This is a genomic window from Tardiphaga sp. OK245 (genome assembly GCF_900108575.1).
Classification (GTDB): Bacteria; Pseudomonadota; Alphaproteobacteria; order Rhizobiales; family Xanthobacteraceae; genus Tardiphaga; species Tardiphaga robiniae.
In genome coordinates, this window is the sequence record NZ_FNWZ01000001.1 from 379189 (window position 1) to 395609 (window position 16421).

General features: G+C 61.5%; 19 protein-coding genes. 10 read left to right on the plus strand and 9 right to left on the minus strand.

The window, feature by feature from the left end; translation table 11 throughout:
- Positions 1–73: 73 nt before the first annotated feature.
- Complete coding sequence (locus BLW80_RS01675; protein WP_093756580.1) at positions 74–1327, minus strand: NAD(P)/FAD-dependent oxidoreductase; 1254 nt, start codon at positions 1325–1327, stop codon at positions 74–76.
- 252 nt (positions 1328–1579) lie between these two features.
- On the opposite strand from BLW80_RS01675, the gene BLW80_RS01680 reads away from it, so the two are divergent.
- The 5 genes from BLW80_RS01680 to BLW80_RS01700 all read left to right on the plus strand — a co-directional run bounded on the left by BLW80_RS01680 (position 1580) and on the right by BLW80_RS01700 (position 7340).
- A complete protein-coding gene (locus BLW80_RS01680) occupies positions 1580–3187 on the plus strand; it encodes an ABC transporter substrate-binding protein (RefSeq protein WP_093757293.1) in 1608 nt (535 codons plus the stop codon).
- A gap of 181 nt (positions 3188–3368) precedes the next feature.
- Positions 3369–4349: an ABC transporter permease gene (locus BLW80_RS01685; protein WP_093756581.1), complete on the plus strand. Its 981-nt coding sequence runs from the start codon at positions 3369–3371 to the stop codon at positions 4347–4349.
- Between the two features lie 9 nt (positions 4350–4358).
- On the plus strand, positions 4359–5297 hold the full coding sequence (locus BLW80_RS01690; protein ID WP_093756582.1) for an ABC transporter permease: 939 nt from the start codon (positions 4359–4361) through the stop codon (positions 5295–5297).
- 25 nt (positions 5298–5322) lie between these two features.
- On the plus strand, positions 5323–6330 hold the full coding sequence (locus BLW80_RS01695) for an ABC transporter ATP-binding protein (RefSeq protein ID WP_093756583.1): 1008 nt from the start codon (positions 5323–5325) through the stop codon (positions 6328–6330).
- Positions 6327–7340: an ABC transporter ATP-binding protein gene (locus tag BLW80_RS01700; protein WP_093756584.1), complete on the plus strand. Its 1014-nt coding sequence runs from the start codon at positions 6327–6329 to the stop codon at positions 7338–7340. The genes BLW80_RS01695 and BLW80_RS01700 overlap by 4 nt, the downstream gene beginning before the upstream one ends.
- Positions 7341–7524: 184 nt before the next feature.
- Here the strand turns inward: BLW80_RS01700 and recA are convergent, their stop codons facing one another.
- The 3 genes from recA to BLW80_RS01725 all read right to left on the minus strand — a co-directional run bounded on the left by recA (position 7525) and on the right by BLW80_RS01725 (position 10785).
- Positions 7525–8628 (minus strand): recombinase RecA, encoded by a 1104-nt coding sequence (gene recA / locus BLW80_RS01705; protein ID WP_093756585.1) that lies wholly within the window; start codon positions 8626–8628, stop codon positions 7525–7527.
- Positions 8629–9142: 514 nt separating this feature from the next.
- Positions 9143–9991, minus strand: coding sequence for a hypothetical protein (locus tag BLW80_RS01715; RefSeq protein ID WP_093756587.1), 849 nt, complete (start codon positions 9989–9991; stop codon positions 9143–9145).
- Positions 9992–10587: 596 nt separating this feature from the next.
- Positions 10588–10785: a hypothetical protein gene (locus BLW80_RS01725; protein WP_093756588.1), complete on the minus strand. Its 198-nt coding sequence runs from the start codon at positions 10783–10785 to the stop codon at positions 10588–10590.
- Positions 10786–11039: 254 nt separating this feature from the next.
- On the opposite strand from BLW80_RS01725, the gene BLW80_RS01730 reads away from it, so the two are divergent.
- The 3 genes from BLW80_RS01730 (at position 11040) to BLW80_RS01740 (ending at position 12218) form a co-directional block, all read left to right on the plus strand.
- Entirely contained in the window at positions 11040–11453 is a 414-nt protein-coding gene (locus tag BLW80_RS01730) for a hypothetical protein (protein ID WP_093756589.1), read from the plus strand.
- Between the two features lie 73 nt (positions 11454–11526).
- On the plus strand, positions 11527–11826 hold the full coding sequence (locus BLW80_RS01735) for a hypothetical protein (protein ID WP_093756590.1): 300 nt from the start codon (positions 11527–11529) through the stop codon (positions 11824–11826).
- Positions 11827–11990: 164 nt separating this feature from the next.
- Complete coding sequence (locus BLW80_RS01740; protein WP_093756591.1) at positions 11991–12218, plus strand: hypothetical protein; 228 nt, start codon at positions 11991–11993, stop codon at positions 12216–12218.
- Positions 12219–12258: 40 nt separating this feature from the next.
- Here the strand turns inward: BLW80_RS01740 and BLW80_RS01745 are convergent, their stop codons facing one another.
- Positions 12259–12696: an acyl-CoA thioesterase gene (locus BLW80_RS01745; RefSeq protein ID WP_093757294.1), complete on the minus strand. Its 438-nt coding sequence runs from the start codon at positions 12694–12696 to the stop codon at positions 12259–12261.
- A gap of 103 nt (positions 12697–12799) precedes the next feature.
- Positions 12800–13117 (minus strand): hypothetical protein, encoded by a 318-nt coding sequence (locus BLW80_RS01750; protein ID WP_093756592.1) that lies wholly within the window; start codon positions 13115–13117, stop codon positions 12800–12802.
- A gap of 294 nt (positions 13118–13411) precedes the next feature.
- On the opposite strand from BLW80_RS01750, the gene BLW80_RS01755 reads away from it, so the two are divergent.
- The gene (locus tag BLW80_RS01755) at positions 13412–13621 is read left to right on the plus strand and encodes a DUF6894 family protein (RefSeq protein WP_089265143.1); all 210 of its coding nucleotides are present in this window, start codon (positions 13412–13414) and stop codon (positions 13619–13621) included.
- 88 nt (positions 13622–13709) lie between these two features.
- Here the strand turns inward: BLW80_RS01755 and BLW80_RS01760 are convergent, their stop codons facing one another.
- Positions 13710–13991: a hypothetical protein gene (locus BLW80_RS01760; protein WP_093756593.1), complete on the minus strand. Its 282-nt coding sequence runs from the start codon at positions 13989–13991 to the stop codon at positions 13710–13712.
- Between the two features lie 146 nt (positions 13992–14137).
- The gene (locus BLW80_RS01765; protein WP_414716866.1) at positions 14138–14431 is read right to left on the minus strand and encodes an HdeA/HdeB family chaperone; all 294 of its coding nucleotides are present in this window, start codon (positions 14429–14431) and stop codon (positions 14138–14140) included.
- 204 nt (positions 14432–14635) lie between these two features.
- Here BLW80_RS01765 and BLW80_RS01770 point away from each other — a divergent pair, with 204 nt between their 5' ends.
- On the plus strand, positions 14636–14899 hold the full coding sequence (locus tag BLW80_RS01770; protein ID WP_244527905.1) for a PilZ domain-containing protein: 264 nt from the start codon (positions 14636–14638) through the stop codon (positions 14897–14899).
- An 8-nt stretch (positions 14900–14907) separates the two neighbouring features.
- Here the strand turns inward: BLW80_RS01770 and BLW80_RS01775 are convergent, their stop codons facing one another.
- Entirely contained in the window at positions 14908–16308 is a 1401-nt protein-coding gene (locus BLW80_RS01775; protein ID WP_093756594.1) for a caspase family protein, read from the minus strand.
- Positions 16309–16421 lie beyond the last annotated feature (113 nt).

Below are 16421 nucleotides of genomic sequence, written 5' to 3' on the forward strand. Positions count from 1 at the left end.
GCGCAGCGGCAGTATCGCCGCTGACACCTACCCGATGCAAGCGATGTGACATTTACATTGCAGTTGCGAGATGTCAGCCGAAGCGTTCGGCCGCGAAGGCTTTGGGATCGGTGAACGGCGTGGTGCCCGTCACCATGTCCGCGATCAGACGGCCGGTCACCGGCCCCAGCGTGAAGCCATGATGCTGGTGGCCGAAATCGAACCACAGGCCCTTGTGGCGTGGCGCCTTGCCGATCACCGGCAGCATGTCCGGCAGGCATGGCCGCGCGCCCATCCAGGGCTTCGCCTCGACGGGATTGCCGAGCGGAAAGGTCTGCCGTGCGATCGGCAGCGCCCGCTCGATCTGCGCTGGCGTCGGCGGGGCATCGCGGAGCGCGAATTCGGCGCCGGTGGTCAGCCGGATGCCGCGATTCATCGGCGCCAGCAGATAGCCGCGATCGGCATCGAGAACCGGATGGCGCAGCACCGCATTGCCGGATGGCGCCAGATGGATGTGATAGCCGCGCTTGCTCTTGAGCGGGATGTTGTAGCCGAGCGGCCGAAACACCTGATCCGACCATGGCCCGAGCGCGACCACGACATCGCGCGCGACCAGCGCCCCGTTCGGCCCGGCCACGCGCCATTTGCCGTCGCTCTGCTCCAGCGTCCGGGCGTCAGCGGCAATGAAACGGCCGCCCTTGCGGATGAACAGCGCGGCATAGGCTTTTGCGAGGCCGCCAGGATCGGGCACGAAGCCCGGAGACGTCCAGTGGATGGCACCCGCAAAATCGGTAGATAGGTTCGGCTCCTGCTCTGCAATGGCAGCGGCGTCCAGAACGTCACCCGGCACGCCATAGGCGCGATGGCGTTCGAGATCCGCTATGCCTTTCGCCAGCGTAGCCTCGGAGCGAAACGCGTTGATCCATCCCATCCGGCGCAGCAGCTCCGGCACGCCGGCCTCCGCGATCAGGGCCTCGTGCTCGATCAGGCTGCGCTGGATCAGCGGCAGCGCCGCCATCGCACTGCGGAGCGCTCCCTCAGGCGACGAGTTCAGGAAATATCTGACGATCCATGGCAGCATGCCGGGCAGCGCGTTGAGATGATAGTGCACCTCCGGCGCGCGGTTCAGCGCATATTTAAACAGCTTGGTGAGGTCGCGCGGCAGCATATAGGGAAAAATCGAACAGCACTGGATCAGCCCGGCATTGCCATAGCTGGTTTCCTCGCCGGCCTTCTCATGCCGGTCGACCAGCACCACGTTGCGGCCGCGCGCCTGCAGATGCAGCGCCGCCGACACACCGACCATACCTGCGCCGAGCACAAGCACATCAGCCTTGAGTTCCGCCATTCCTGCTCCGAAATCTTGCCGTTCTGGCGGTTCTGTTAGCGCCGTGACGTGACCGAATGATGCACGCGCGCAACGCGTGGAATTCTTATACCCGACCCTAGCAAGGATTGCGCCAGCTGCTTCATTGTGCAGCGCATAGCTGACAAATGCTGCTTGCGCGGCGTGCAATCTCCGCCAACAATGTGACACTCGCTCAACTGTCGGGCGGCCGCGCGGTGATGCAATCGCGGCAATGCAATGGAGAAGCTCAGTATGTCGATCCGTCAGACGTTCATTGCCGCCGCTGCATCGCTGATCGCCTTTGCCACAGTTTCTGCCTCCGTACTGCCCGCCTCCGCACAAACGCTGCGCTATGCCAATCAGGGCGACCTGAAATCGCTCGATCCCTATACGCTGCGCGAGACCACGACGATCGCCCATCACGGCCAGGTCTATGAAGGCCTTGTCGGGCGCGGCAAGGATCTGCAGATCATCCCGGCGCTTGCCGAGAGCTGGGAAACACCGGAGCCGACGCGCTGGCGCTTCCATCTGCGCAAGGGTGTCAAATTCCACAATGGCGATCCCTTCACGGCCGATGATGTCGTGTTCTCCGCCGACCGCGTGCGCGCCAAGGGCTCCGACTTCACGACGGTCATTCCGGGCGATGCCAAGGTGCTCAAGATCGACGACTACACCGTCGATTTCGTGCTGACCAAGCCCAATCCCATCCTGACGTCGCAATGGGACGTCTGGTACATCATAGACAAGAAATGGGCGGAGGCGAACAATGCCAACGCGCCGACGCCTGCCGCGGCGACGTCGCCAAGCTTCGCGTCGTTGAATGCGAACGGCACGGGCCCTTTCACCATCGAGAGCCATCAGCCGGGCGTGAAGACCGTCTTCAAGGTCAACCCGAACTGGTGGGGCAAGCCCGAGCATAATCTCAAGGAGATCATCTTCACGCCGATCGCCTCCGATGCCACCCGCGTCGCGGCGCTGCTGTCCGGCGAAGTCGACATCATCGAGCCGGTACCGGTGCAGGACATCGCCCGCGTCAATGGATCAGCCAACGCCGCCGTGATGGCCGGGCCGGAGCTGCGCACCATCTTCCTCGGCATGGACCAGATTCGCGACGAGCTTCTTTTCTCGAATATCAAGGGCAAGAACCCGTTCAAGGACATCCGCGTCCGCGAGGCCTTCTACAAGGCCATCGACATCGAACTGATCAAGAGCCGCGTCATGCGCGGCCTGTCGACACCATCCGCTTTGATGATCGCGCCGCCGCTGTTCAAGCTCTCCGGCGACTTCACGCGGCCGAAATACGACGCCGACGGCGCCAAGAAGTTGCTGGCCGATGCCGGCTATCCCGACGGCTTCGAAGTCGGCATGGATTGCCCGAACGATCGCTATGTCAACGACGCCGCGATCTGCCAGGCGGTGGTCGGCATGCTCGCGCGCATCGGGGTGAAGGTGATCCTGAACGCGCAGCCGAAGGCGCTGTATTTTGCCAAGGTGTTCAAGACCGGCGGCTTCAACACCTCATTCTATCTGCTCGGCTGGACACCGGGCACGCAGGATTCGCACAATGTGATGCATGACATCATGGGCTGCCGCGACGATCCTGCGAGCCCGCGCGGCGCCACCAATCTCGGCGGCTATTGCAACAAGCAGTTCGACGCCCTCACCGACCAGGTGCTGCAGGAGACCGACACCGCCAAGCGCGACCAGCTCATCAAACAGGCTTATGAGATCGCCGCCAAGGACTGGGCCTATATCCCGCTGCATCAGCAGGCGCTGGCCTGGGGCGTCTCCAAGAAGGTGAAGATCGTGCAGCGCCCAGACAACCAGGTGCTGCCATACTGGGCGGTGAAGTCGGAATAGGTTTGGCATCCGCGTGGAAGGCCAGGTCGCCCCGATCTCAGTCCTCATCCTGAGGAGCGGCGCCTTCGCCGCGTCTCGAAGGATGGTGGCCTGCATTATCTCATGGTTCGAGACGGCGCTGAAGAAGCGCCTCCTCACCATGAGGTCCCAGATGTTTCAATAACAGAAAGCGAAATAGCCCATGCTCGCTTTCATCCTGCGCCGCGCATTGCAGTCCATTGGTGTGATGATCGCCGTCGGCATCATCGCCTTCACCATGTTCCGCTTTGCCGGCGATCCCGTGAACCAGATGGTGGCCATCGACACCACGCCGGCGCAGCGCGCCGAGGTGCGCGCGTCGCTCGGCCTCGACGACCCCGTCCCGGTGCAGTTTGCGCGCTACTTCATCAATGCCGTGCAGTTCAAGTTCGGCGTCTCCTACCAGTTTCGCCAGCCAGTCTCGGCGCTGCTGAAGGAGCGCATGCCGGCAACGCTGGAACTCGCCACCTGTGCCACGGTGATCGCCATGGTGTTCGGCATCCTGATGGGGATCTATTCGGCGCTGCGGAAGGATTCGTTTTTCGCCAAGGTGCTGCAAGCGGTGTCGCTGATCGGCATCTCGCTGCCGACCTTCCTGATCGGCATTCTGCTGATCTATCTGTTCGCGGTCACTCTGGGCTGGCTGCCCTCCTTCGGGCGCGGCGATGTCGTGAAATTCGGCTGGTGGACCACCGGCCTGCTGACATTCTCCGGCCTGAAGGCGCTGATCATGCCATCGGTGACGCTCGGCCTGTTCCAGATGACACTGATCATGCGTCTCGTCCGCGCCGAGATGCTGGAGGTGCTGCGCACCGACTATATCCGCTTCGCGCGGGCCCGCGGGCTGACGACGCGCGCGATCCATTTCGGCCATGCGCTGAAGAATACGCTGGTGCCGGTCATCACCGTGGCCGGGTTGCAATTCGGCTCGGTCATCGCCTTTGCGATCATCACCGAGACGGTGTTCCAGTGGCCGGGCATGGGGCTTCTGTTCGTACAGGCCGTGCAGAATGTCGATATACCGATCATGGCCGCCTATCTCCTGGTGGTGTCGCTGATCTTCGTCACCATCAACCTGATTGTGGACATCCTCTACACCATCGTCGATCCGCGCCTGCGCGCGACGATCAACCGGCCGGCATGAGGGTGTGACATGACCGACGCGCCCCTCCCCCGCACACCCTCCCTCCTCGCCCGCACCATCGACAGCGACATCTTCTATTCGTTCCGCCGCTCCAAGCTCACAATGGTCGCGGCTGCGGTCGTGTTCGTGCTGCTGATGATGGCGCTGTTCGCGCCTTTACTCGTCGTGCAGAATCCGTTCGACCCGGCGCAGCTCGAACTGATCAACTCCCGCATCTCGCCGCTCTGGACGGCGGAGGGCCAGAGGCCGTTCCTGCTCGGCACCGACGAACAGGGTCGCGATATCTATTCGGCAATGCTCTACGGCATGCGGATCTCGCTGGTGGTCGGCGTGCTCGGCGTCAGTTTTGCGGCGGTGCTCGGCATCGGGCTGGGCCTGATCGCTGGCTACGTCGGCGGCGCCGTCGACAGCCTGATCATGCGCATCGCCGATGTGCAGCTCACTTTTCCAGCGATCCTGATCGCGCTCTTGATCGACGGCGTGGTGAAGTCGGCGCTCGGCAATCATCTCGATGCCTCGACCACGCTGATCGTGCTGGTGGTGGCCATCGGGCTCAGTTTCTGGGTGCAATATGCCCGCACCGTGCGCGGCTCGGTGATGGTGGAGAAGAACAAGGACTATGTCGCCGCAGCGCAGCTGATCGGCCTGCCCGCACGGGTGATCATGATCCGCCATGTGCTGCCGAACACGATGGGGCCGATCCTGGTGATCGCCACCATCAATCTGGCGCTCGCCATCATCACCGAGGCGACGCTGTCGTTTCTCGGCTCCGGCATGCCCGACACGATGCCATCGCTGGGCACGCTGATCCGCATCGGTAACAACTATCTGTTCTCCGGCGAATGGTGGGTCATCGCCTTTCCCGGACTCGCGCTGGCCTCGCTGATCCTCTCGATCAACCTGCTCGGCGACTGGCTGCGCGATGCGCTGAACCCGAAGCTGCAATGATGCCTCACATCACACAGTGCCCGACATGAGCGTCCCCGTCCTCTCCGTGCGCAACCTGCGCGTCGAATTCGCCAGCCGGCGCGGCGCGCTGCGTGCCATCGACGGCGTGTCCTTCGATATCGCCAAGGGCGAGGTGCTGGGCGTGGTCGGCGAATCCGGCGCCGGAAAATCGGTGACGGGACTTGCGGCCATCGGCCTGATCGATCCGCCCGGACGGATCGCGGGCGGCGAGATTCTGCTGTCCGGATTGCGCATCGACAATCTACCGCCGGAGGCGATGCGCCGGATTCGCGGCAAGCGCATTGCCATGATCTTTCAGGATCCGCTGACCAGCCTCAATCCGCTGTATCGCATTGGCGATCAGCTGGTGGAGACGATCCGCACCCATCTCAACATGAACGAGACGCAGGCGCGCAAGCGCGCGGTGGATCTGCTGGCCGAGGTCGGCATTCCCGCGCCTGACAAGCGCGTCGATGCCTATCCGCATGAGTTCTCCGGCGGTATGCGGCAGCGCGTGGTGATCGCGCTGGCGATCGCGGCCGAACCCGAACTGATCATCGCCGACGAGCCGACCACCGCGCTCGATGTCTCCGTGCAGGCGCAGATCATCGCGCTGATCAAGCGGCTCGGCCGCGACCATGGCACCGCCGTGATGCTGGTCACCCACGACATGGGCGTGATCGCCGAGACGTCCGACCGCGTCGCCGTGATGTATTCCGGGCGCATCGCCGAGATCGGACCGGTGCGCGACGTGGTGCAGAACCCGCTGCATCCCTATGCCAAGGGGCTGATGGGCGCGATCCCGACGCTGACCGGCGACGCGTCGCAGCGGCTGGTGCAGATTCCAGGCTCAATGCCGCGGCTGTCGGCCGTTCCACCAGGCTGCGCCTTCAATCCGCGCTGCAGTTTTGCGTTCGACCGCTGCCGTATCGAGCGGCCGGAGCCGATCGCTGTGGGTGCGCAGCAGGTCGCCTGTCATCTCTATGACCCCCTCCATCTCCATGACCACGCCCCTGCGGAGAGCGCGGCATGACGGCGCTGGTGCAGGCACGCAATCTCAAACGGGCCTTCGACGTCTCGAAGCCCTGGCTCAACCGCGTCATCGAGCGCAGCCCGATGGAGTTTTTGAAAGCGGTCGACGGCGTGTCGTTCGAGATCAGGCGCGGCGAAACCTTTGCGCTGGTCGGCGAATCCGGCTCGGGCAAGAGCACGGTGGCGCGGATGGTGGTCGGGCTGCTGCCGCCGACATCGGGCGACGTCATCATCGACGGCATCTCGATGAGCGATCCCAGCCAGGCTAGCGCGCGCAAGCTGCTGCGCAAGCGGATCCAGATGATCTTCCAGGATCCCTATGCGAGCCTCAATCCGCGGCTGCGGGTCGATGCGATCATCGCCGAGCCGATCCGCGCCTTCGATCTCATTCAGGGCGAGCGCGACATTCGCGCCCGCGTTGGCGAATTGCTGACGCTGGTGGGCCTGCATCCCGACGACGGGCAGAAATATCCGCACCAGTTCTCCGGCGGCCAGCGCCAGCGTATCGCCATTGCCCGCGCACTCGCCTCAGAGGCGGAGTTCATCGTCTGCGACGAGCCGACCTCAGCGCTGGATGTCTCGGTGCAGGCGCAGATTCTCAACCTGATGCGCGAGCTGCAGGACAAATTCGGCCTGACCTATCTGTTCATCAGCCACAACCTTGCTGTGGTCAGGCATATGGCTGACCGGATCGGCGTGATGTATCTCGGCCGAATCGTGGAGATTGCGGAAGGGCGCGAACTCTTCCGCGCGCCGCGCATGCCCTATACGCGCATGCTGCTGGGCGCTGTGCCGGATCTGGCCATGTCTGGCCGCGCACGCATCGCGGTCTCCGGCGAGATTCCCAATCCGATCGATCCGCCCTCCGGCTGCACGTTTCATCCGCGCTGCCCGGAAGTGTTCGATCTCTGTCGCAAAGTCGTGCCGGATCTGGTCGACGGCGTCGCCTGTCATGCGGTGAACAAACTGATCGCACCACCGATCGAGGCTGTCCCCGCCGCGCGGCGATAATTGCGATCAGCGCGCACCAAAATCAGAGCGCCCTGAAACGACAACGCGGCAGGCACCGCAGGGAATCGGCAACAGACCCCTACAGCACCCACCGCGAAATCATTCAGCCGACACTGTCGGCTGCAAGATCGGCCCAGTAAGATCACTGCGCATGAACGTCAGTGCGTCTCCGGGCCTGATCCGATCAATCTTCTGCCGGCTCCTCGCCGTCACCGCCGTCTTCATCGCGCTCGACCGGACCGGCAAGAATCTGTTCAGCGATCAGGCCGGAATTCTGCCGGATCGAGGCTTCGATCTTGGCGGTCATGTCCGGATTGGCTTTCAGGAAGGCCTTGGAATTCTCGCGGCCCTGGCCGAGACGCTGGCTGTCATAGGAGAACCAGGCGCCGGACTTCTCGACGATTCCCGCTTTCACGCCGAGATCGAGGATCTCGCCCATCTTGGAGACGCCTTCGCCATACATGATGTCGAATTCGACCTGCTTGAAGGGCGGCGCCAGCTTGTTCTTCACGACCTTGACGCGGGTCGAATTGCCGACCACTTCGTCGCGCTCCTTGATCGCGCCGATGCGGCGGATGTCGAGACGCACCGAAGCATAGAATTTCAGCGCATTGCCGCCGGTGGTGGTTTCCGGCGAGCCATACATCACACCGATCTTCATGCGGATCTGGTTGATGAAGATCACCATCGTATTGGATTTGTTGATCGAGGCAGTCAGCTTGCGCAGCGCCTGGCTCATCAGACGAGCCTGCAGGCCGGGCAGCGCGTCGCCCATTTCGCCTTCGAGTTCGGCGCGCGGCACCAGCGCGGCCACGGAGTCGATGATCAGCACGTCCACCGCGCCGGAGCGCACCAGCGTGTCGGCGATTTCCAGCGCCTGTTCGCCGTGATCCGGCTGCGAGATCAGGAGTTCATCGACATTGACGCCCAGCTTGCGGGCATAGACCGGGTCGAGCGCGTGTTCGGCGTCGATGAAGGCGCAGATGCCGCCCTTCTTCTGGGCCTCGGCGGCGCAATGCAGCGCCAACGTGGTCTTGCCCGAGGATTCCGGTCCGTAGATCTCGATCACACGGCCCTTGGGCAGACCGCCGACGCCGAGCGCGATATCGAGGCCGAGCGAGCCCGACGAAATCACCTCGATGTCCATCGACCGGTCGTTCTTGCCGAGCTTCATCACCGAGCCCTTGCCGAACTGGCGCTCGATCTGGGAGAGCGCGGCCGACAGGGCCTTGGTCTTGTCCATGGAGGATCCTTCAACGATACGCAGGGCAGTCGGAGTGGTAGCCATTGATCTAGCTCCTTATGAAGGGATTCGCGACAGGACAAACGGCAAGCGCCAAAGGATGGCGGCGCTGTTCGGGTTGAGAACAATGTACCCTATCTGTTCTATGTTCGCAATATGTTCTTTTGAGAATTTCGGTACTGGCCTGTTTCCGACCGCAGTGGCCTAATTTGAATTTGGCAGTGGCCTGATTTGGAATGTGGGAAGGAAAAGAGGGAGCCAGCTGGATGCACAAGAAGCGATCTGTTCTTGAGAGCCGAATAAAGAAATTAAATGCCAAAGGGAGAATATCTTACGTAGAGGCCTTCAAACAATATTCAGACGATGAGGTAGTCCAAAAAATTGCCAGCGACATAGGAGCAGAATTTGCAAAGAAACTGCTCGAATTTCACAAAGTAAAAATCAAAAGATCGCTGGGCATCATAGAGTATGACGCAAGTCTGGAGGTCATCGTTCCCCGAACGCCGAGGGAGAAAAATCGTAAGAGACGAAGGTAAGGCCGCCTCAGTGGGCGGCTCTTTCATTTTGTACCTTCGTTTCCAGTCCACGGCATATTTTGTCCCGGCGCATAGCCGGGAGGCGGCGGAATTTGAGGCGTGGCGTCCTTATAGATCATCTTGAAGATGCTGGCGGCAGTATCGAGCCATAACTTGCGCTGCGGTTCTGGCCAAGCAGTTCCTGATGCAGGGAGTTCTTTTAGAAGCCCCTGAATGAATGGGTGCAGATCAGGCGGATCGCCGTCGCCGTTACCTACTCCGATCTTACCTTTGCCTCCCTTGTCGCCCTCATCAGAGGGTGGCGGCGGCGGTGGCGGATCATCAGCTTTGGAGGCAAAAGCAGGCATCACCAAACGCGTTTTGCCATGCTCGAAGTACCCAGCCTGTTCGGCCGACCGTTCAAAAACTTGTCGGGCACGACCCGTTTGTTTTTCGGCAACACCCAACCCGATCATGTCGCGCTCAAGCGCTGCAGCAGGCGGGAGAACGCCGTTCTTATAGTTTTCGAAGATGGCCTTGTAGAGCGGGACATTCTGAAAGGCCCGCGCCCGCGCCTCTCGCTCGCGCTGGGGATCGACCATCATGCGCCCGAGGGGCGAAAGCTTGTGATGCCCGGACGTCGTTTCGATCACTCCAAACATGCGCGCGGCTGAGAGCTGCATGCGAAAGCCGCTGCTCTTGGGGCTCACGTTCATCCACGCGGACAATTGCGAGTCGTCGCAGTCGCTCGTCCCTGCATGCGAATGGATAGCCTGCGCAACCTCAAGAGCGTCACCTAGATTGTTGTACGGAAAACCGATGGTGGAACGCTGGCGCGCGTCGGCGTCGTCCTGCGCCGCATCCACTACACTGGTTACGTTGTCTCCTGACATGTGGCTTCTCCCTATCCGGTCGCGAGAACTCCGCTGAAACACACCATAGGGGTTCCTATCCACAGCGTCAACTCTTTATCCAAAATTGGTAGACAGGCATTGACGCTATCCAATTTGTCTGCCAGAAATGGATTAACGCTGAGGTGACGCCATGACAACAGTTTGAGCCTTTCGAAGCGCTGGCCGAGCATCGAAGGGCACGGAAAAAGGAAGGGCCGCTGCGCCAAACCTCGGGGGAGGAACGCAACGGCCCTGCAATCGGCTTCAAGTTCTCAGGGATCGTCTAATGGTAGGACACCCGCCCCTACAAGTGTGGAGATGTCGGTCCGAGTCCGGCTCCCTGAACCATCAATCGAGTGGGACCGACCGCGTTGGCGCGCTGCCGATCCCGAGTTACCTACCCCGGGATTGCGCCCCGAAGCGATAGTCAAATCGGAACATACGCCTTGGCGGGCGGATTTTCTAGAGTCGCTGACGGGCAAATCCCTTCACATGATGAAGGATTGCGCCCTCATGAACGTTCTCCCCCCGCGAAAAGTAGATTGAAGTCATTGCCGCCCTTTGCGAAGGCGTCGGCATCCGCACCGCGCCTCGCCTTAGGACTTCTGGGCATCTTCGACTTCTTTCAGAGCGAGATTGGCCCCCTCTAACCGGCCAGCTAGCTGCTCCAACCTCATGGAAGTAATATCTTCGCCACTGGGCGAGGTCGCTTTCCCTCCGGCCTTAAAATATTTGATCTCCTCACGGAGATACTCGCGCTCGGTTCGGGCCCATTTCTCCAACATGCTCGTCATATGCGCTCCTGCTTTCCGCTAAGCATACCACGGCGACAGGGCGGGCACGACCCGGCATCAAGCCGGATTATTTTCAAACCGAGACACTACCGAGAATTGATACTGGCCTGTTCCGACCTCAGTGCCCTGGTTCGAAAACGACAGCCGCCCGATCTGGACTAATCGAGCACCTTTGAACCTTCCTGCGCGTTTCCCGCACAACAGGATGTTCGCATCGCTTATGCGTTCAATCCGACATGGGAAGGTCACACGCCGTGAAGACGATCGCACTGCTCTCCGCCGCTGCCCTGTTGCTCGTCGAACTCAGCGGCGCGATGCCCAGGTCGAGCGTGGGTGGCCCGATGACCATCATGCTGATCATGTTTATCGCCATGCTGGCGGTGGGAATTCACGAGGCCTGGACAAAGAAGCGCGGCCCGCTTGGATGGATTGTGAGTATTGTCGCTGCGGTCATCGGCGGCTTCGTGGCGGCGAGCCTGGTCGGCATGGTCATGGACATGATAGGCCCGCACCTGCACCTGAACGGGTCGCTCGTATCCTCACAACATCCTCTGCTCTATATCTCGTTCGCGGGCATGGCGATCCTCACGGTGCTCGGATCATGGATCACGCTGCAGATCCCAGACTGGCTCCTGAAACGCAGCGAAGCCCCCCGTAGCGGTGCATGAGGCGAGTCCCCTTCTTTGAACCTTCATGCAGCTTTCCTGCACAACAGGGGGTGAAGCCAGCGAGTAAAATCCGATGAACAGAAATCAGCGCATGGTCGTGGCAACAGCACTCTGCGTGATCGCAACCGTGCTGGCATTTACATTTCTCGTGTGGTCACACGGGCACATATCCAACGCCGCAAAATTTGTCGTCTTCTATACGAACACCGATTCCCGTTACCCCGGCCTCGTCAACTATTGGGGCATCTACATTCGACACGGCCTTGCCGGATACCTGCTCGGTCTGATTGCGCCCATCTGCCTTCTGGCAGTCGCAGCATTCGTTGCCCTGGGCAGGCCTTCATCGAGCGATCTGGGAACATTGCCAAGGTAAGGCCGCCTCGGGGCGCGGCCTCTTTTGGTCAGTGCAGCGGTTGAACCCGCCGGACGCCCGGGTCACCCCAAGACAGGCAAGTCGGGTCACACAAATTGCGAGCCCGGCACGCTCTGGACAGTTCCCTGCCACCACTTTAGAACGCTTCTAGCCAGGGAGCGTGGATGCCCAAGCCAAAGAAAACCGCCGCCGAACTTCAGAAGATCATTCGAGAAGCCGCCGCAATCGCCGGGCCATGGCCCAAGAACATGAGCGTGATCATCTATTCGCTGGATGACAGCTGGCGCGTCATCGTCAGTTACTCGGATCCGGCACAGACGCCTTTTCGCGACCGGTTGATGGAGATCTGCCGGGGGCTCGCCCATTTCTACGATCTGGACGAGCCAGTCTAGAGTCGCCCGGCGCCGCGCACCGGCCCATGTCACCTGTGCCTTATCCCGCGAGATGCGTTTCGCGCGTGGCGATCAGGTCGCGGATCGGCTGCGCGATCGGTACCGGACGATGGGTCTTCTGATCGGTATTGACCCAGACGATCTCGCCGGTGGCAAACAGATCGCCGGCTGCGCGCGCGAAGATGCCGAGTTCGAACACCAGACTGGAGTTGCCGATCCGCGCCACGCGCGCGGCGACGTCCAGCTCCTGATCGAACAGGATCGGCGCCTTGTATTCGATCACCGATTTGACGACGTGAAAGTCGACGCCGCTCGCCTTGGCATCGGCAAACTGGTCATAGCCGAGCGCACGAAAATATTCGGTGATGGTCGTATCGAAGTAAGTGAGATAGTGCGCGTTGAACACGACGCCCTGGCCGTCGATCTCGGAATAGCGCACCCGAAACGGGTGGAAGAACCAGAACCGGTCGCGTGACATATGCCCCTCGCCCATGACGGCGGCTTCGTTCTCCGCCCTGATGCTCCCCTAGCCTCTCTTGCGCGGCGAAGCCAGCCGCCGCAGGGAGACGTCATGCCGCAACTCAGCTCCGCTTGATGGCCTTCAGCACAATGAAAATGTGCGACGCTGCGATGATTACCGACGCCAGCATGAGTCCGAGATTGGCGCCATGAACCTTCTCCGGTGCGAAGGTTGTCGCCGTCCAGATGATCAAGCGCACCGTCAGCATAAAAACGACCATGCCCCACAGTGCAATCCGCTTCGGCGCATCCCATGTCGGCTTGCCGTCGAAGCCCCACTGCATCGCAACGCGCTCACCTGCAATCCGCGGCTCGCCATAGAGGTTGCACCCGATCATCACGACCAGAGCACACGCAAATACGATATCGGCCGACGACATGATTGCCCCATATGTGAAATCGCGGCCGGATGACTCCCGTATCTCATCCCATCATACCGCAACGATCATGGCGCCCGATACAACGGCCGCCTTCGATGACAACCCAGAGATGCATCACGGTTCCGAAAGCGGATTCCTGCACGCGACGGGCTGCGCAAAAAAACCGTTTATTTGCCGCAAATTTTGCACATTTCTATCGACGCACGGAACAAGTTAGTTTAGCGGTATCATTGTCTTACAGCAACCTCAGGTGCTGCAAGCCATTTACACGCGCGCCAGCTGTGGTCGTTTCCCGTGCCTCGATATTTCTTTCATATTATCGCCGAAAACACGTTCCTCGACGAAGAAGGGACGAGCTTCAAGGACGATCAGGAAGCGATGCTGCACGCACGTCAGCTCGCATCGGAGATGGTGCGCAGCCTCGGCGTCGTGAGGGGCGCGATCGTCGTCGAGAATGAAGACAGCGGCGGATTGTTCGAAGTGCCGCTGTCCTGGAGCAACTGACACAGGCGCATATGTCAGTGGCCGCGCGCAGGCTTAGTCAATTTGCGCGCCCGGCGGCACGAGCCGCCGATGCCACGTCATCGCCTGATCAATTCGCAGCGCTGCCGGTCTTGGTGCGTGGCTGTTTCGCGGGTGCAACGGCTTTCGGCGCATCGCTGCGCACATTGCCCCATGGATCGGCCGCGGCTTTGGTGTCGGGAATCTTGCGCAGCGACTCGCGATACGCCTTCTCGGTGATCGCGTCCTGCTCCTTCTCCTCCGCCGACTTGGACTTCACCTCCGGCATCAGGTTCATCATCTGCGCGGCGGCCGGGCCGGTCAAAAGCGCGAGCACTGCGACGACGCTGAATAGTTGGCTGGATCGTTTCATGGCACCAAAGCTCCGTGAATTTCGGAGGCGTTATACCACTGGCCATTCGGGCACGCCAATCGCCTGACGCAAGGCACCCCGTCGTGCCTCACGCAGGTTGAAACCTTCGGAAACCGGGAAACCCGGGCGCTGGCCGGGACTGGAGCCTAGTCGCCCAGCACTTTCTCCGCGGCCGTCACGATGCTGATGGTCGGGTGCGCCGCGCAATAGGTGCCGAACTTCTTGGCGTTCTCGACGAACACCTCGGTGTCAATGATCGCATCGTCCGAGTCGCCCTTGTACCAGCCGTCCATCCAGGTCAGCACCATCTTGATCTCGTCGGGGCCGGATTCGACGAATTGCTTGCAGGACATGGTGGACAGATCGAGCACGACAGCCTGGGCGGGCGCGGCAGAGAACATGGCAGCGGCAGTCAGAAACGCGCAGGCGAATTTCATCATGGTCCCCTTCCCCGAAAAATGACGCCGGCCAATGGCTGGCCCGAGCGTTCAACAGCCCGACGGTATCATGGAGCTCATTTCCTTGATTTGATATTTTTATGAAATATTCTGATCCTCCAGAACTTCACGAAGGATGAACAGGCGGGTCCGAATCTCTGCGATCGGTTTTATCGGCCGGCAAGATCGCGGTGCTAGACATGGCGCATGCAGACGATGCGGACGGCGACCATGATCGAGAAACGAACGGCTCCACGACACCGGGTTCTGAAGCGCGGCACGCTGGCCTTTGGCGGCGGCGGTATCGATTGCACCGTCCGCAACCTCTCGGCCTCTGGCGCGCGTGTCGATATCGCGAGCCCGCTCGGCTTGCCCTCGAATTTCATGCTGGTGATCGAGGCGGATCACTTCATCCGCCGCTGCCGTCCGGTCTGGAATAACGACCGCCAGCTTGGCGTGGCGTTCGAGTAGGCGCCCCGTCAGTAGCCCCCGCGGCCGCCATAGTTGCCGCCGCCGTAACCGCCATAGCCTCCACCGCCGTAATAGACGCGCGGTAGCGGCTCGTAATAGACCGGCGGCGCACGGCGGATAATGACCTCTTCCTCGACGATCTCACGGCTGCGCCGCGGCGGTGGCGATGGCTTGTCGGCGCGCTTCTTCGCAGGCTCGGTGGCTTTCTCGGCCTTCTTCGATGCAGGCGCTGCTGCGGGCGGCGCACCGCACGGGCATGTCAGGCCCGGTCCGGCCAATGCGACATTGGTCGGCGCGTTCGCTACCGCATCCGGCACCGGCCTGTTGCGCGTGCGCTCCTCAAGCTTCTGCGCGGTCGATGTCAGATCGCTGTCGGGATATTTCGCCAGGAAGTCGCGATAGGACGGCGCGGTGTTGGTGATGACGGCGTTGTTCCACGCCACCATCTTGTAGTGACGGTCGAGCCATTCTTTCGCCTGCGGGCCGAGCGGCGGCTCGGCATAGAGGCCGACAAAGGCCTCATAGGCTTCCACCGACCCATCCGAGACGATCAGATTGTTGGCGTCCTGCACCGGCTTGCCCTGCAGCTCCTTGCGCCATTGATCGACGGTCTTCTTGGTCACGGCGGACTTGGCGCCGGCATCAGTGCCAAAGAAGCGAAAGTCATTGACCAGCGATGAGCTCTCCCACGGCGTCTGACGACCTTCGGTGGCCTGATTGACCGACAGTCGCACGCGCTTGAACGCATCCTCGATCGGCAGGCCCGGCTCGCGCCCCGCCTTCAGCAGCGCCGTCGTATAGGGGCTGTTGCCGTCCTTGCCGTCTTCGGCTTCGGCGCCGGGCGACGTCGAGAAGGACAGCAACGTGCCGGGCGTGCCGAATTTCACGTCGACCTGGGCGAGCCCGCGGCCGGTGGTCTTGCTGATAGCCGGAAACGGATTGTTGCGGCAGGCATCGAGCAGGATGATGCGGCTCTTGCTCGGCACGGATGTCAGCGTGTTCAGGATGTCATTGAGGCGCACCGCCTGCAGTGGAATATCGGCTTCGCGCTTCGGATCGATATCGACCGGCACCAGATAGTTCTCGCCGTCGATCTGCAAACCGTGGCCGGCATAGAACACCAGCGCCACCGTGTCGGGCCCCTTGGCGGACACATTGGCGGCGAAGCCGGCGATCCTGGCGCGCAGATCGGTCTGCGACAGGTCCGTGGCCGACTGCACCTCGAAGCCGGCATCGCCGAGCATCTGCGCCATGGCCTTGGCGTCATTGACCGGATTGGGGAGCGGCGCGATGGACCGATAGGAGGACTGCCCGATCACCAGCGCCAGACGACTCTCCGCCCATGCGGCTTGCGAGCCGAGCATTACCGTGGCTGCAACGATCGCGCTGCGAATGACAGGACGAACCATCGAACAGTCTCCCCGGCCTGGGCCAGCTCGCGCGACGGATAATTCCCCGCCTGATTCAACTGAAATCAGGATGGCCGCACGCCAACAATGCGACGGCCTGCCGCTGCCAAATT

What these genes read in the sequence shown, in the direction of transcription:
- BLW80_RS01675 (WP_093756580.1), bottom strand. Translation starts at nt 1,327, where the DNA reads ATGGCGGAACTCAAGGCTGATGTGCTTGTGCTCGGCGCAGGTATGGTC.
- BLW80_RS01680 (WP_093757293.1), top strand. Translation starts at nt 1,580, where the DNA reads ATGTCGATCCGTCAGACGTTCATTGCCGCCGCTGCATCGCTGATCGCC.
- BLW80_RS01685 (WP_093756581.1), top strand. Translation starts at nt 3,369, where the DNA reads ATGCTCGCTTTCATCCTGCGCCGCGCATTGCAGTCCATTGGTGTGATG.
- BLW80_RS01690 (WP_093756582.1), top strand. Translation starts at nt 4,359, where the DNA reads ATGACCGACGCGCCCCTCCCCCGCACACCCTCCCTCCTCGCCCGCACC.
- BLW80_RS01695 (WP_093756583.1), top strand. Translation starts at nt 5,323, where the DNA reads ATGAGCGTCCCCGTCCTCTCCGTGCGCAACCTGCGCGTCGAATTCGCC.
- BLW80_RS01700 (WP_093756584.1), top strand. Translation starts at nt 6,327, where the DNA reads ATGACGGCGCTGGTGCAGGCACGCAATCTCAAACGGGCCTTCGACGTC.
- recA (WP_093756585.1), bottom strand. Translation starts at nt 8,628, where the DNA reads ATGGCTACCACTCCGACTGCCCTGCGTATCGTTGAAGGATCCTCCATG.
- BLW80_RS01715 (WP_093756587.1), bottom strand. Translation starts at nt 9,991, where the DNA reads ATGTCAGGAGACAACGTAACCAGTGTAGTGGATGCGGCGCAGGACGAC.
- BLW80_RS01725 (WP_093756588.1), bottom strand. Translation starts at nt 10,785, where the DNA reads ATGACGAGCATGTTGGAGAAATGGGCCCGAACCGAGCGCGAGTATCTC.
- BLW80_RS01735 (WP_093756590.1), top strand. Translation starts at nt 11,527, where the DNA reads ATGAACAGAAATCAGCGCATGGTCGTGGCAACAGCACTCTGCGTGATC.
- BLW80_RS01740 (WP_093756591.1), top strand. Translation starts at nt 11,991, where the DNA reads ATGCCCAAGCCAAAGAAAACCGCCGCCGAACTTCAGAAGATCATTCGA.
- BLW80_RS01745 (WP_093757294.1), bottom strand. Translation starts at nt 12,696, where the DNA reads ATGTCACGCGACCGGTTCTGGTTCTTCCACCCGTTTCGGGTGCGCTAT.
- BLW80_RS01750 (WP_093756592.1), bottom strand. Translation starts at nt 13,117, where the DNA reads ATGTCGTCGGCCGATATCGTATTTGCGTGTGCTCTGGTCGTGATGATC.
- BLW80_RS01760 (WP_093756593.1), bottom strand. Translation starts at nt 13,991, where the DNA reads ATGAAACGATCCAGCCAACTATTCAGCGTCGTCGCAGTGCTCGCGCTT.
- BLW80_RS01765 (WP_414716866.1), bottom strand. Translation starts at nt 14,431, where the DNA reads ATGATGAAATTCGCCTGCGCGTTTCTGACTGCCGCTGCCATGTTCTCT.
- BLW80_RS01770 (WP_244527905.1), top strand. Translation starts at nt 14,636, where the DNA reads ATGCAGACGATGCGGACGGCGACCATGATCGAGAAACGAACGGCTCCA.
- BLW80_RS01775 (WP_093756594.1), bottom strand. Translation starts at nt 16,308, where the DNA reads ATGGTTCGTCCTGTCATTCGCAGCGCGATCGTTGCAGCCACGGTAATG.